The organism is Mesorhizobium sp. Pch-S (assembly GCF_004136315.1).
GTDB lineage: Bacteria > Pseudomonadota > Alphaproteobacteria > Rhizobiales > Rhizobiaceae > Mesorhizobium.
The window spans coordinates 4,208,537-4,221,840 of sequence record NZ_CP029562.1 but is presented as its reverse complement, the minus strand read 5'-3'; the positions used below and the strand labels follow the sequence as shown (position 1 = coordinate 4,221,840).

The 13,304-nt window shown below is 61.9% G+C and carries 14 protein-coding genes; 10 read left to right on the top strand and 4 right to left on the bottom strand.

All coding sequences use genetic code 11. The annotated features are described in order from the left end of the window. Positions 1-64: 64 nt before the first annotated feature. The gene (locus C1M53_RS19715) at positions 65-970 is read right to left on the bottom strand and encodes an EamA family transporter (protein WP_129413775.1); all 906 of its coding nucleotides are present in this window, start codon (positions 968-970) and stop codon (positions 65-67) included. A gap of 101 nt (positions 971-1,071) precedes the next feature. Here C1M53_RS19715 and C1M53_RS19710 point away from each other — a divergent pair, with 101 nt between their 5' ends. Continuing rightward, on the top strand, positions 1,072-1,938 hold the full coding sequence (locus tag C1M53_RS19710; protein WP_129413774.1) for a LysR substrate-binding domain-containing protein: 867 nt from the start codon (positions 1,072-1,074) through the stop codon (positions 1,936-1,938). Here the strand turns inward: C1M53_RS19710 and C1M53_RS19705 are convergent. Next, positions 1,926-2,273 (bottom strand): hypothetical protein, encoded by a 348-nt coding sequence (locus tag C1M53_RS19705; protein WP_165358001.1) that lies wholly within the window; start codon positions 2,271-2,273, stop codon positions 1,926-1,928. The genes C1M53_RS19710 and C1M53_RS19705 overlap by 13 nt on opposite strands. Here C1M53_RS19705 and C1M53_RS19700 point away from each other — a divergent pair. Continuing rightward, the gene (locus C1M53_RS19700; protein WP_245488214.1) at positions 2,272-2,847 is read left to right on the top strand and encodes a L,D-transpeptidase; all 576 of its coding nucleotides are present in this window, start codon (positions 2,272-2,274) and stop codon (positions 2,845-2,847) included. The two genes, C1M53_RS19705 and C1M53_RS19700, sit on opposite strands and share 2 nt — an antisense overlap. Before the next feature lie 91 nt (positions 2,848-2,938). Here the strand turns inward: C1M53_RS19700 and C1M53_RS19695 are convergent, their stop codons facing one another. Then, a complete protein-coding gene (locus C1M53_RS19695; RefSeq protein WP_129413771.1) occupies positions 2,939-3,790 on the bottom strand; it encodes a MurR/RpiR family transcriptional regulator in 852 nt (283 codons plus the stop codon). A 417-nt stretch (positions 3,791-4,207) separates the two neighbouring features. On the opposite strand from C1M53_RS19695, the gene C1M53_RS19690 reads away from it, so the two are divergent. The 8 genes from C1M53_RS19690 (at position 4,208) to C1M53_RS19655 (ending at position 12,196) form a co-directional block, all read left to right on the top strand. Next, the gene (locus C1M53_RS19690; RefSeq protein WP_207213023.1) at positions 4,208-4,852 is read left to right on the top strand and encodes an isochorismatase family cysteine hydrolase; all 645 of its coding nucleotides are present in this window, start codon (positions 4,208-4,210) and stop codon (positions 4,850-4,852) included. After that, positions 4,849-6,162: an ArgE/DapE family deacylase gene (locus tag C1M53_RS19685; protein WP_129413770.1), complete on the top strand. Its 1,314-nt coding sequence runs from the start codon at positions 4,849-4,851 to the stop codon at positions 6,160-6,162. Before C1M53_RS19690 ends, C1M53_RS19685 begins: the two co-directional genes overlap by 4 nt. Positions 6,163-6,288: 126 nt before the next feature. Then, entirely contained in the window at positions 6,289-7,521 is a 1,233-nt protein-coding gene (locus tag C1M53_RS19680; protein WP_129413769.1) for an ABC transporter substrate-binding protein, read from the top strand. Positions 7,522-7,663: 142 nt separating this feature from the next. After that, complete coding sequence (locus tag C1M53_RS19675; protein ID WP_129413768.1) at positions 7,664-8,395, top strand: ABC transporter ATP-binding protein; 732 nt, start codon at positions 7,664-7,666, stop codon at positions 8,393-8,395. Then, positions 8,395-9,120 (top strand): ABC transporter ATP-binding protein, encoded by a 726-nt coding sequence (locus C1M53_RS19670; RefSeq protein ID WP_129413767.1) that lies wholly within the window; start codon positions 8,395-8,397, stop codon positions 9,118-9,120. The genes C1M53_RS19675 and C1M53_RS19670 overlap by 1 nt, the downstream gene beginning before the upstream one ends. After that, positions 9,120-9,983: a branched-chain amino acid ABC transporter permease gene (locus tag C1M53_RS19665; protein WP_129413766.1), complete on the top strand. Its 864-nt coding sequence runs from the start codon at positions 9,120-9,122 to the stop codon at positions 9,981-9,983. Before C1M53_RS19670 ends, C1M53_RS19665 begins: the two co-directional genes overlap by 1 nt. Next, positions 9,980-10,948, top strand: a complete 969-nt coding sequence (locus tag C1M53_RS19660; RefSeq protein ID WP_129413765.1) for a branched-chain amino acid ABC transporter permease — start codon at positions 9,980-9,982, stop codon at positions 10,946-10,948. Before C1M53_RS19665 ends, C1M53_RS19660 begins: the two co-directional genes overlap by 4 nt. Before the next feature lie 36 nt (positions 10,949-10,984). After that, positions 10,985-12,196: an amidohydrolase gene (locus tag C1M53_RS19655; protein ID WP_129413764.1), complete on the top strand. Its 1,212-nt coding sequence runs from the start codon at positions 10,985-10,987 to the stop codon at positions 12,194-12,196. 21 nt (positions 12,197-12,217) lie between these two features. Here C1M53_RS19655 and C1M53_RS19650 read toward each other — a convergent pair whose 3' ends face one another. Beyond that, positions 12,218-13,288 carry an ornithine cyclodeaminase gene (locus tag C1M53_RS19650; protein ID WP_129413763.1) on the bottom strand — a complete coding sequence of 357 codons (1,071 nt, stop codon included), beginning with the start codon at positions 13,286-13,288 and terminating at the stop codon, positions 12,218-12,220. Positions 13,289-13,304: the final 16 nt, after the last annotated feature.

Sequence of the window (13,304 nt, the reverse complement as noted above, 5' to 3'; positions counted from 1 at the left end):
GACGTTAGAGCAGCTCTGTAGGTTTCCGGCTTGAAGGCTGTGTGACACCAGACCGTGCAGCAAGCTATTCGGCGGGAGATATGGATGCCGCCCGTCCCGGAAAACGCCACCCGAGACGCACACCCAATGTCGCGGACGCGATCATCACCATGCCGATCGCCTGCGGCAGCCCGATCGGATGATCATAGATCGCCCAGTCGATGAGAATGGCGACCACGGGATAGATGAAGGTCAGCACGCCGATGACCGGCGTGGAAAGGCGCGGATAGGCCGAAAACATCATCACATAAGCGACGCCAGTGTGCAGCACGCCAATGCCGATCAACCATCCCCAGGACGTGATCGCAATGCTTTGCGAGAAATTCGCCAGCGGGGCCAGCATGAGCGCGCCCACGACGGTCTGGCACAACACCGTCACTTCCGGGCGCTGCTCGCCGAGCCCCTTGGCGAGGACCGTCACGATCGCATAGAGCAGCGCGCCGCCGAGCGCCATGAGGATGCCCATGGCCCAGCTCGCGGTGATTACGGTATTTGAAGCGACAAGACCGCTCGCCAGCACGACTCCGACAAAGGCCAGAACCATCCAGACGACCTGGTCAGCGCTGACCCGCTCCTTGAGAAACACCACGCCGATCAAGACCACGAAGAACGGCTGGATGTGATAGATGATCGTCATGACGGCGATCGAGGTGCGGGCAAAACCGGCAAAGAAGAAGACCCAGCTCAGCACCATGCAGACGCCGCAGAGCGCCGCGCGTAACAGCCTGGCCCTGGAAAGGCGAGGATCCGGCAGGTAGCCGCGCAGCAGGCACCATGCGCCCAGGAACAGCGTGGCGAAAACGCAGCGCCAGAAGACGGTGGTGATGGGATCGACCCCCGCCTCCGTGACAAAGGCACCGACCGTGCCGGCGATCATCATCGCGACCGCCAGGCTCAGGGCAGGAAATCGGCTGGTCGGCATGTCGCTCATATGGGTTTGTCCGCGTCGCGTGGACGATCAGCAAGCCACTGCACTCATCTTCATGCAAACGAATAGATTTGGTGAAAGCTATTCGTTATGCTGATAGCACCATGGCCCTGCCCCTCGACCTCGATCTGCTGAAGACCTTTGTCGCCATCGCCGAGAGCGGCAGCTTTTCCAATGCCGCCCCACGTGTCGGGCGAAGCCAGTCTGCCGTCAGCATGCAGATGCAGCGGCTTGAGCAGACGATCGGAAAGCCGCTCCTGATCCGCACACCGCGCGCGGTAGTGCCGAATGCCGCCGGTGAGGAATTCCTGGTCTATGCCCGGCGGTTGCTGAAGCTCTCGGATGAAGCCCTGGCCAGCGTTACCCGCCCCGAGGAAGCGGGCAGTGTCCGGCTCGGCGTCCCGGACGACTATGCCGCCTATCTGTTGCCACCGGTTCTGTCGCGGTTCTCCGCCGCGCATCCGCTGGTGACGGTGGAGCTTGTCTGCGAGCAATCGACTGCATTGGTGAAGACGCTGGAGGAAGGCCGGCTGGATCTCGCTATCATCACCCGACTGCCGGACCAGGCGCTCGAAGTGCTGCGGCTGGAGCGTTGTGTCTGGGTTGCTTCGCCAAATCACGTCGCCTGGGAAAAGGATCCTTTGCCGGTCGCCCTGTTCGAACCCGGTTGTGCGGCGCGTGTGAACATGTTGCAGGTGCTGTCCAGCATAGACCGCACCTTTCACTGCACCTATTCCAGCGCCAGCCTGCTCGGTCTCATCGCCGTCGTTCAGGCCGGTTTGGCCGTTGCCGGACTGGCACAATTGAGCGTGCCGCCTTCCCTGCGCATCATCGGTGAGAACGAGGGCCTGCCGCCGCTTCCCGATCTGGAAATCGGGATCATGCGCAATCCGATGTCGGCGACGCCCGCGGTCGAGCGGCTGAACGAATTCCTGCGTCGCGACCTGACGGAAAAACCTCAGCCCGGGTGACCTCTGCTTTCGCATATCGGCCCTGCATTACCACAGACGGCAGGAAAGATGTTGCCCGCACACCACATGGCAAAACAATCTGCTTTGCGGCGCCCAAGGGCCACATCGTGGTCATGTTGAGATGAAGAAGAAAGCACGGCTTTCAGCCCACATTCCATATCCATAAAAGGCAACAAACCAGAAATGACTATCCTCTCGATGCTTCGGCGGTGCTTGCCGGGCATTGCGGTTCTGCCGCTCATGATCGCCGCCGGATGCTCACAGACCGTCCAGGCCAACACAAAAGCCGCCGCAGTCTTTCCGCCAATGCCGGCCATTGCAGCAACGACAGCCATGGCTCCGGCAAAAATCGAGCCCGCATCCTACCAGGGCAGGGATACGGGGAGGTATGCGGCCATCGATGACGGCGGCTATAGCCTGCCGGCCATCGATGTTGGCAAGGTCGATCCCAAGTTCCTGCGCCAGCTTGTCGATGATCCGACGGGAGAACCAGCCGGATCGATCGTCGTCGATACGCGACAGAACTTCCTCTATCTGGTCCAGCCCAACGGCAAGGCCATGCGCTATGGCGTCGGACTTGGCAAGCAAGGTCACGCCTGGAAAGGGCGCGCGATCGTGCAATGGAAGCGCAAATGGCCGACCTGGACGCCACCGGCGTCCATGATCCGCCGCGATCAGAAGCTGGAAAAATGGCGGCAGGGCATGCAGCCCGGTGTGACCAACCCGCTGGGCGCGCGTGCGCTGTACATTTTCAAGGACGGCAAGGACACGCTCTACCGCATCCACGGCTCGCCGCAGTGGCGTTCGATCGGCAAATCGGCGTCAGCAGGCTGCGTGCGCATGTTCAACCAGGACGTGATCGATCTTTACGATCGTGTTTCCGGGAAAGCCCCGCTGCTGGTCATGTGATTTCGGCTGCCAACCCCAACGGACGTTGGCTTCATGATTGAGGCCGACGTCCGGCAAGGAGATGAGCCGCAATCGACTCATCGTCGTGAATTCATTCCCCGGACTTGTCGCTTCGCTCGAACCGGACCGCGTCCCACGCCTTGATACGGTCTCGCGTCGCATCCCAGTCCCGCTCGGAAATGCTTGCAACCAAGGCGTCGACAACCGCAAGCGCGCCGGCATAGCTGTCCCATGCGGTCCTGTTTTCAGTCGGCAACGCGATGACCTCGGCCGCATAGGCGGCAGCGGGCGACATCCACTTGTCCGTGACGAGTATGACAGAGGTCCCTGCCGATCGGCGCACCTTGTCCGCCAGTTCGACCAGCCGCTGCTGATAGCGCCGGAAGTCGAAGATGATCAGCAGGTCACGCGCGCGCATGCGCAGGATATATTCAGGCCAGATCTCGGTATCGGGCGGCAGGTGGAAAACATTGCGCCTGACCTGCCGCAGATGCCGCGAGAAGTGCTGCGCGATGGCATCACTGATACGGCCGCCGACGATGTAAATGGCACGCTTGTCATCTGCCAGCAGGTCGCAGATCCTTTCGAACTGGCTCTGCGTCAGCGACTCGCCGACAGCGCGGACCGCCTCCGCGGTAAGATCCAGGAAGGACTGCAGGAAATCCGCGCCGCCGCTGGTCATGCGTTCATGCAGATCGACGGGAGAGCGGTGACCCTCCTTCAGTTCGCCGATCAGCCGCCGTTGGAAATCCTGGTAGCCGTGACACCCCAGTTTCGTGACGAAGCGGGTGATCGAGGGCGCCGACACGCCCGTCTGCTCGGCGAGTGTCTGGATCGTCTGCAACCCGGCGAACGGATAGTCGGACAGGAGCGCCGCCGCGAGCTTTCGCTCGGCAGGGGTAAGCGTTTCGGCAAGGCTGTCGATCTGTTGGCGTAGCTCCATGCCGCACCCTTCCATATAGAAATTTTTCAGTCAATATCGTTTTATCGATTGACATTGATGGAATTTTTTCATCATCTTTTGGAAAAAAGAATGGGAACTGAAATTGGAAGTCAACTTGCCATCAGCACTGCGCGCATCGCGTGTTGAGGTCCCTTCGCCTAAGGGGATCGCCAGCGCGGCGCAGTGTCTCCTTTTTCTTGACTGCAAGCATAGTCCCCAAGATCTCCTGGCCGACCTTCACATCCCGACCGGCCTCCCCAGACGGCCTTCAGCGCCGGGCAACTCAAGGCATCGGCGCGGAAAATCTCACGCAGACGCAAGTCTCGCCACAGTACCCCATCCGCGTGCATGCGCCATCACCACCGCGCGCGAAATGAACGCCGTTTGCAGTGCAGCCAAGCCGGAGACCGACCCATCATGCTGACCCGCGACGTGGCGCTCGTGCCCGAGCAATCCGCCCTGCTTTTCATCGATGTCCAGAATTTCTCGGCCCATCGCAAAGGCGCCGAGTTCGCCGAGCTCGAAGACGCCGAATTCGACCGCCGATATGGCTGGTTTTTCGACGAACTCGGCAATCGCGTCATCCCCAACATGCAGCGCCTGCAACAGGCATTCCGGAACAGCCGCATCGAGGTGATGTACACCACCATCGAAAGCCTGACCAAGGACGGGCGCGACCGCAGCCTCGACTACAAGATCACCGGCTTCAACGTGCCCAGGGGCTCGTGGGATGGCAAGGTCATCGACGAGCTTGCTCCCGGCGACGATGAGATCAGCCTGCCCAAGTCGTCATCGTCGGTCTTCGTCTCCACCCACATCGACTACATCCTGCGCAATCTCGGCGTCCGCCAGTTGGTCATCAGTGGCATCCTCACCGACCAGTGCGTGGAAAGTGCCATCCGCGATGCCTGCGACCTCGGCTATCTGGTGACCCAGGTGACCGATGCGTGCGCCACCTACACCGGCGAACGGCACAACAACTCACTCAACACCATCAAGGGTTATTGCCGTCAGGTCACCACCGACGCGCTGATTGCTGAATTGGAAGGGACGAGCCGATGAGCGATGGAACCAACGAAGTCTGGAGCCGTATCGACGCCGACCGGGACTATGTCGTCAATCTGGCACGCGACCTGGTCAGGATCCCTTCCGTCAATCCAAAGTTCCAGGTCGAGCAAGGCATCAACCGAGAGGCGGACCTTCAGCTTCTTCTCGACGGGCACCTCAAGGACCTTGGTTTCGAAACGCGCGGCTGGGATGTGTTCCCCGGTCGGCCGAACCTGATCGGCGAATGGGACGGCTCCGACGACAGGAGCCTGATCCTGTGCGGCCACATCGACGTCGTCCCGGTCGGCGACGCAAGCCGCTGGGCGCGCGATCCTTTTGGCGGAGAGATCGCCGAAGGCAAGCTCTGGGGGCGCGGCGCCGTCGACATGAAGGCCGGCGTCGCTGCCTGCGTGGCAGCGGCACGCGCAGTGAAGCAGGCCGGTATCAAGCTCGAAGGCCGGTTGGCCATTCACAGCGTCGTCGACGAGGAAGCCGGCGGTTTCGGCGCCATGGATCTGGTGAAGCGCGAAAAGCGGCTCGCCCGGCGCGCGATCATTGCCGAGCCGACATGGGGCAACATTGTACCAGCCGAAGGCGGCTTGACCTGGGTCAGGGTCACCATCTTCGGCAAGCAGGCTCATGCCGGCTGGCGCTTCAATTCGATGTGGCCGCAACCCCACGTCCAGGGTCGCCTGGAGCCCGGCGTCAACGCCATTGAGCTCGCGACGCGTTTCCTCATGGCCTTGCGCGATTTCGAGCAGTCACGCTGTCGCGACAACTGGCATCCGCTGACGCCGGCCGGCCTCGCCACGATCAACCCCGGAGTCATCCGCGGTGGCGCGGGCCTCGGGCCCGATGGCACGCCGCTGATCATGACCAATGCCGCGATCATTCCCGACATCGTTACCATCGACCTCGACTACAAGTTCATGCCGCAGGAGCGGTTCGAGGACGTGAAGGCAGAATTCGAAAACTTTGTCAGCCATTTCGCGCAGACGGACGCCTGGATGCGTGATCATCCTCCGGCGATCGAATGGGATCTGTTCGGCCTGAACTTCCCGCCGATGAACACACCCGCCGATCACCCTCTGGTCTCATCGCTCGCCGAACGGGCGCGGCATGTGCAGCGCAAGACGCCCGAGATCAAAGGCTTCGAAGCCGTCACCGACGCCGCCCACTATGCCGGCGCAGGCGTGGTGCCGGTGATTTACGGACCGGCCGGCGACGGCTTCCATGGCGACAATGAATGCGTGGAGATTGAAAGCCTGATCGAGACGACGAAGGTGATCGCCGCAGCGATCATCGACAACTGTGGAACACGCTAGAGCAATTCCGGCAAAAAGGCGCAGCAGTTTTGCGACCGGAATTGTGCAGAAACAAAGAGTTAGAGCATCTCCGCGTTTCCGTGAAAATGGAACCGCTCCAGACATAAAAACGGCAAGGGGAACGACATGCTGACAAGACGTATTTTCATGGGCGCGGTCTCTGCGCTCGCACTGGCTGCCTCAACCGCTTTCGCCAGCGCCGACGTGATCAAGCTGGGCATTCTTGCTCCCCTCACCGGCCCTGCCGCAGCAGACGGCCAGGAAGTGGCCAACGGCGTCAAGCTCGCAGTGGAGGATCTCAACAAGGCCGGCGGCATCGCCGGCCACACTTTCGAAGCCGTCGTTGCCGATGTCGGCGATGCCAGCGCCGACAAGGTCGCCACCGCGGCCGAGCGCCTGCTCGGCGACCAGGCGACGGGCGCCATCTTCACGGGCTATGCGTCGACCAGCAATTTTGAAATCGACATGATGGCCGAGCAGGACATGATCTATCTTGTCTCGGGCAATTCGCAGCAGACGAAGGACATCGTCTCGCCGGACCCGTCCCGCTTCACCACCGTGTGGTCGCTGACGCCGTCCTATGACGCCTACAACACCGAGATCGTGCCGGTCATCGACGAACTTGCCACGAGCGGCAAGCTGAAGCTGCCGAACAAGAAAGTGGCGCTGGTGGCATCCGACAATCCCTATTCGAAGGGTATTGCCAACGGCATGGCCGAGGCCTTCAAGGCTGCCGGCTGGGAAGTGACGCAGAATGACCTGCTGCCCTTCGGCGAGATCAACGACTGGCGGGGTTTCCTCGCCAAGGTACGACAGGATCCGCCTGCCCTGCTGATCAACACCGACTACGTCTCCGCGAACGCCGCGACCTTCATGCGTCAGTTCATGGAAAATCCGACCAACAGCCTCGTCTTCATCCAGTATGCACCGTCGGTGCCGGAGTTCCTGGAACTGACCAAGGAGAAGTCCTCGGGCATCGTCTACAACGCCCTCGGCGGCCCGGTGCGCGCAGCCAGCAACCCGCGCGCCGACGAAGTCATCGGCAAGTACAAGGCCGCATACAATGTCGAGCCCGGCTCCTATGGCGTCATGCTCTACGAGCAGGTGATGCTCTATGCCGACGCACTGGCCAAGGTCGGCGATCCTGCCAAGCGCAAGGAAATCGGTGCCGAGATCGGCAAGGCCGACAAGCAGACTGCCATGGGGCGCACGCGATTTGACCCGGCCACGCACCTCGCGGTCCAGGGCAAGGACGGAATGCCGATCCAATTCTATCAGATCCAGGATGGCAAGCGCGTGCTGTTCTATCCGAAGGACTATGCAGGCGGCGAGTTCAAGCAGCCTGTCTGGATGAAGTGATCCGGCAGACCCGCGCTCAGAGCCATTCCAGGAAAGCTGCGCAACGGCTTTCCTTGGAATTGCATGAAAACAAGGAATTGGAGCGTTTCCGTGAGCAACGGAAACGCTCCAGGCGCGGCACCCTCTCCATCGAGCGACACGCATGAACGAAAACATTCTCGAGATCGCAGGGGCCTGCAAGTTTTTCGGTGGGTTGAAGGCGGTCAACGACGTCAGCTTCACCGTCACGCGCGGCGAAATCCTCGGCATTGCGGGCCCCAATGGATCCGGCAAGAGCACCTTGTTCAACCTGATCACCGGCGTCCCGTTCGGACCGACGGCGGGCGAAGTGCGTTTCATGGGCGAGCGCATCGATCGCTGGCCGGCGCATCGCATCTCGCGGGCGGGTCTGGTGCGCACATTCCAGAAGGATGCCGAGTTCCCGGCACTGTCTGCCGACGAAACCTTGCTGGTCAGCGCCACCTATAATGGCCGGCTTTCCCGCACCGAGGCCGAAGCGCGCATCGAAGATGCCCTGCGCTCGGTGGATTTCGGCCGGACGCGCCGCTCGATGCCGTCACGAGAATTGTCCGTCTACGAAAAGAAACAGCTCATGATCGCCTCGGCTCTGATATCCAAGCCGGCCCTGCTGATGCTGGATGAGCCTGCTTCGGGGCTGACGAAACCCGAAATCCAGCGGCTCGACGATCTTCTGGTGGCGGTGAACAGGAGCGGCATCACCGTGCTCCTCATCGAACATGTGCTCAGCCTGCTGTTGTCGGTCTCGCAACGCCTGATCGTGCTGAACCAGGGCAGCGTCCTGGCCGCCGGCGACCCGCACGATGTCGTCCGGAACCCACAGGTGATCGAAGCCTATCTTGGAGGGCGCAGCTGATGCGGCGGCTTCTCGACATCGCCGGCCTGGAAGCCGGATATGGCGCTGCCCGCGTCTTGAACGGGCTATCGGTCCACATCGACGAAGGCGAGTCGATCGGCCTGTTCGGACCGAACGGCCACGGCAAGTCGACTTTGCTCAGGGCCATTTCCGGCCTGTTGCGTCCGACCGCTGGCTCGATCACTTTCGATGGCAACGACATCACCACACAACGCCCGCCGGCGATCGTGGCAGCGGGTTTGATCCACGCGCCGCAAGGCAACACCCTGTTCGGCACCATGCGCATCGCCGAGACGCTGGAGCTGGCAGCCTTCAGCAAACGCGCCAGGGCGGAAGCCGCGCGGCGTATCGATGAGGTCTATGGGCTGTTTCCACGTCTTGCCGAGCGCAAGCAGCAAACTGCGCGCACATTGTCGGGCGGCGAGCGCCAGATGCTGTCGATCGGCTGCGCCCTGATGTGTGCGCCGCGCCTGCTGATGCTGGACGAGCCGACGCTGGGACTATCCCCACGCCTGAAGGAAGAACTGGCGGCAGCCATTGCCAAGATTTCGAGGACCGGAGTGCCGCTGATCGTCGTCGAGCAGGATGTCGAGTTCCTGCTGTCGCTGACCAACCGCCTCTATATGGTCGAGCATGGCGAGGTGGTGCGCGAGATCAGCAGCGCCAATGCACCCGACCACGAAGAGGTGATGCGCCTCTACTTCGGTGCGGAGGGAACACACTGATGGAAGCCCTTCTCGCAACACTCGTCTCCGGTCTCGTGCTTGGCTCGCTCTATGCCTTGATGTCGAGTGGCCTCAGCCTCGTCTGGACCACGCTGGGCGTGTTCAACTTCTCCCATGGCGCACTGATGATGGTCGGGGCGTTCATCGCCTGGACCGTCAGCGAAGTGCTCGGTTTGGGGCCGATCGTCGGCATCCTGTCGGGGACGCTTGCCGCCGGACTTATCGGCATCGTCATCGAACGCCTCCTTGTTCGGCCGTTCTACAGCAACCGCAACATGCTGCTGATCACCGCCATGACCACGCTCGCTGCGATGGTCATTCTCGAACGCGGCGCGCAGATGATCTGGGGCGCGCGACTGAAGCAGCTGCCGCGCCTGATCCCTGGCGAGGTACAGATCCTGGGCACCACCATCTCGGCACATGAAGCCCTCCTGATCGTTCTGGCGCCGCTTATCCTGGTCGCCTTGTGGCGCTTCACCGTCATGACCAATCGCGGCCGCAGCCTGCGTGCAGTCGGCCAGAACCAGGATTCGGCGGCACTTCTCGGCATCGATGTGCCAATCGCCTTTGCGCTCGCGTTCGGCATCTCGGCTGCGCTGGCCGGGCTCACCGGTGCCTTGCTCGGCTCGATCCGCTTCATCACGCCGACGATGGGCAGCGAACCGCTGACCAAGGCGATGATCGTCGTCATCTTCGGCGGGCTGGGCAATCTCGGCGCGACCGCAGGAGCCGCCTATCTCATCGGCTTCATCGAAGCGTTTCTGATCCTGGGACTGGGTCTCTACTGGACACCCTTCGTGCTGTTCCTGCTCATGATCCTGGTCCTGCTGTTCAGGCCGAATGGCGTGTTCGGAGGCAAATGATGACCAACAAACGTCACCTCCTCGCCATTGCGGCCCTGTTTGCTGCGCTTGCCGTCGTGCCGCTGTTCATCGCGGATAGCTATGTCAGGCATTTGTTCATCATCGCCTTCGTCTACGCAGTCATCGCCTCGAACTGGAACCTCAGCCTCGGCCATTGCGGCGTCTTCAATTTCGGACACCTCACCTTCTTCGGCATCGGAGTCTATACCGCGGCGATCGCCAGCAAGACGTTTGGCGTCAATCCCTGGATTGCCATGCTGCTGGGCGGCGGCACAGCCGCTTTCTCGGCGCTGCTGCTGGCTGCTCCGGTCGCGCGGCTTAAGGGCATCTATGTCGTCCTTGTCACCTTCGCCTTCACGCAACTCGTGCTGCAACTGGTCCTCAGCCAATCCCAGGTCACCGGGGGCGCGGAGGGCATGGTCCGCCTGCCATTCCTGGAGCTGGGCAGCTACAGTTTCCTGAAGGATTTCAAGTTCGGCTATTACTATGTCGGCCTGGTGCTGCTGGCGTTTTCCTGTCTCTTCCTCGCGCTGGTGAGCAACTCGTCCTTCGGAAAATCGCTCAAGGCGGTCCGCGATGCCGAGGACTATGCCGCGGCGCGCGGCATCTCCGTTGCCCGCCAGCGTATCCTGGCGCTGACGCTGAGCGCGATCTTCACCGGCATCGCCGGTGGTTTCTACGCGATATACCTGCGTGTTGCATCGCCGGAAGTCTTCGGTTTTGGAACGTTGTCGCTTGCCCTGTCGATGGTCCTGATCGGTGGCGTCAACACCGTCTTCGGACCCGTGCTTGCCGCGCTTGTCCTGACCTTCGCCACCGAGGCTATGGCCGGTTTGCAGGGTTTCGAGGATGCCCGCTTCATCGTCATTGCCGTGGCAATGATCCTGGTGCTCAGGCTGGCGCCTGAGGGGCTGGTGGAGCTTATCGGCAAGCTGCGGCTACCGATCCGAAGGACACAGACATAGTCGCAGCCCAGGCGGGACAATTGGAGGAGACCACAAATGACCAGATCGCCGATCGACAACAGCCTCGTTGAAGAGGCCACGGCCTGGCGCCGGCATCTCCATGCCCATCCCGAGACAGCTTTCGAAGAAGAAGCGACGGCCGATTTCGTCGCCACGAAACTGCGGGAATTCGGCATCGAGGTGCATCGTGGTCTTGGCGGAACAGGTGTGGTCGGCACGCTGAAACGTGGCACCAGCCCTGTGGTGGTCGGCCTTCGCGCCGACATGGATGCGCTGTTCATCCAGGAGGAGAACACATTCGACCACCGCTCGACGATCGACGGCAAGATGCACGCGTGCGGGCATGACGGCCACACCGCCATGCTGCTGGCAGCAGCCAGCCATCTCGCCAGGAATGGCGATTTCGACGGTACCGTGCGTTTCATTTTCCAGCCAGCCGAGGAGACCGGTGACCAGCACTGCGGTGGCAATGCCATGGTCAAGGACGGCCTGTTTGAGAAATTCCCCGTCGATGCGGTCTTCGGCATGCACAATTTTCCCAATGTCCCGGCTGGTCGCTTCATGATGCGGACCGGGCCGATGCTTGCATCGATCGACACCTTCGAATTCCATGTGCTGAGCCGCATCGCACATCCCGCGACGCAGTTCGCCGTTGCGGATCCCTTGCTGACGGCAGCCGCGATCGTGCAGGAAATGCACATGTTCAAGGCGCGCTACCTGAACCCGGCCGAACCCGTGGTGCTGTCGATCACGCAATTCCGCAGCGGCGACCCGAGCCACCGTCAGGGCGTCCATGTCACGCCGGACGAAGCGGTCGTTCGCGGCACCCTGTACACACTTAACGACAGCGTTCGCGACGCCTTCGAGGCCGGATTGGAGAAGATCGTGCGCAACGCCACCGAAGCTGTCGGCGCTGGGCATAAGTTCATTTTCGAGCGAGGCTATCCCGTGCTTCGCAACACCCGGACTGAAACGCAGTTTGCCGCCTCCGTCGCCGAGGAAGTCGTTGGCGAAAAGCTCGTCGACGACGACATGCAACCGATCATGGGCGCCGAGGACTTCGCGTTCATGCTGGGCAGCGTACCCGGCAGCTACGTGTTCCTCGGCTCAGCCAGAGAGGGCGAGGCAGCGCCTCGCCCCTTGCACACCGCGCAATACGACTTCAACGACGACATCATCGCCACCGGTGTGCGTTACTGGACGACGCTGGCGGAACGCTATCTCGCCGAAACGCCAGGGCGGCACTAGAGCAGCCGGCACAGCTTCTTGTCAGGCGGCGCCCTTGGCGCCGCCTTGCTTTTTGTCTGCCCTGAGCAGCATGCCGAAGAGGTCACGCGGTTCGTCGGGATCGGCGAGCAGGTCGAGTTCCTCATAAAGGCCGGTCGCCTGCAGCTGGTCACGCACATAACGCAGCGCCGAGAAATCCTCGGTGGCAAAGCCGACCGAATCGAACAGCGTGATCTGCTTGGCGCTGGTGCGGCCCGCAGCCTTGCCCGCCATCACCTGCCAAAGCTCGATCACCGGATGATCCGCATCCAGCTGCTGGATCTCGCCCTCGATGCGCGTCTGCGGCGGGAACTCCACGAAGATGTCAGAGCGCAGCAGGATGTCGCGATGCAGTTCGGTCTTGCCGGGGCAGTCGCCGCCGACCGCGTTGATGTGCACGCCCGAACCGACCATGTTGTCGGTCAGGATCGTCGCATACTGCTTGTCGGCCGTCACCGTGGTGATGACCTCGGCGCCCTCCACCGCCTCCTGGCCGGAGGCGCAGATGGTGATGTCGAAGCCCATACCGGCGAGGTTCCTGGCACAGCGCTTCGAGGCCGACGGATCGATGTCGTAGAGCCGCAGCCGGTCGATGCCGGTGATCGCCTTGAAGGCGATGGCCTGGAACTCCGACTGCGCGCCATTGCCGATGATGGTCATGGTGCGGGCACCCTTCGGCGCCAGGTATTTGGCAACCAGCGCCGAGGTGGCGGCGGTGCGCAGTGCCGTCAGGATGGTCATCTCGGTCAGCAGCATCGGGTAGCCCGAGCCGACATCGGCCAGAACACCGAAGGCGGTCACCGTCTGCAGGCCCTCGCGCGTGTTCTTCGGATGGCCGTTGACATATTTGAAGCCGTAGAGGCGGCCGTCGCTGGTCGGCATCAGCTCGATGACGCCGTCATGGCTGTGCGAGGCGACGCGCGGTGTCTTGTCGAACAGCTCCCAGCGGCGGAAGTCCTCTTCGATATAGGCTGCCAGTTCGGTCAGGAAGCGCTCGACGCCGATGGCCAGCACCAGCTTCATCATGGAATCCACGCTCACGAACGGAACGATGTTCAGCTTCGCTGCGGTCATGCCGCTGTCTCCTTGT

Bases quoted from the DNA above. Each gene is read 5' to 3' on its own strand.
- C1M53_RS19705 (WP_165358001.1), bottom strand. From the start codon at position 2,273: ATGGCTGTCGTTGCTGCAATGGCCGGCATTGGCGGAAAGACTGCGGCG.
- C1M53_RS19660 (WP_129413765.1), top strand. From the start codon at position 9,980: ATGATGACCAACAAACGTCACCTCCTCGCCATTGCGGCCCTGTTTGCT.
- C1M53_RS19715 (WP_129413775.1), bottom strand. From the start codon at position 970: ATGAGCGACATGCCGACCAGCCGATTTCCTGCCCTGAGCCTGGCGGTC.
- C1M53_RS19710 (WP_129413774.1), top strand. From the start codon at position 1,072: ATGGCCCTGCCCCTCGACCTCGATCTGCTGAAGACCTTTGTCGCCATC.
- C1M53_RS19680 (WP_129413769.1), top strand. From the start codon at position 6,289: ATGCTGACAAGACGTATTTTCATGGGCGCGGTCTCTGCGCTCGCACTG.
- C1M53_RS19690 (WP_207213023.1), top strand. From the start codon at position 4,208: ATGCTGACCCGCGACGTGGCGCTCGTGCCCGAGCAATCCGCCCTGCTT.
- C1M53_RS19675 (WP_129413768.1), top strand. From the start codon at position 7,664: ATGAACGAAAACATTCTCGAGATCGCAGGGGCCTGCAAGTTTTTCGGT.
- C1M53_RS19700 (WP_245488214.1), top strand. From the start codon at position 2,272: ATGGCTCCGGCAAAAATCGAGCCCGCATCCTACCAGGGCAGGGATACG.
- C1M53_RS19650 (WP_129413763.1), bottom strand. From the start codon at position 13,288: ATGACCGCAGCGAAGCTGAACATCGTTCCGTTCGTGAGCGTGGATTCC.
- C1M53_RS19685 (WP_129413770.1), top strand. From the start codon at position 4,849: ATGAGCGATGGAACCAACGAAGTCTGGAGCCGTATCGACGCCGACCGG.
- C1M53_RS19655 (WP_129413764.1), top strand. From the start codon at position 10,985: ATGACCAGATCGCCGATCGACAACAGCCTCGTTGAAGAGGCCACGGCC.
- C1M53_RS19665 (WP_129413766.1), top strand. From the start codon at position 9,120: ATGGAAGCCCTTCTCGCAACACTCGTCTCCGGTCTCGTGCTTGGCTCG.
- C1M53_RS19695 (WP_129413771.1), bottom strand. From the start codon at position 3,790: ATGGAGCTACGCCAACAGATCGACAGCCTTGCCGAAACGCTTACCCCT.
- C1M53_RS19670 (WP_129413767.1), top strand. From the start codon at position 8,395: ATGCGGCGGCTTCTCGACATCGCCGGCCTGGAAGCCGGATATGGCGCT.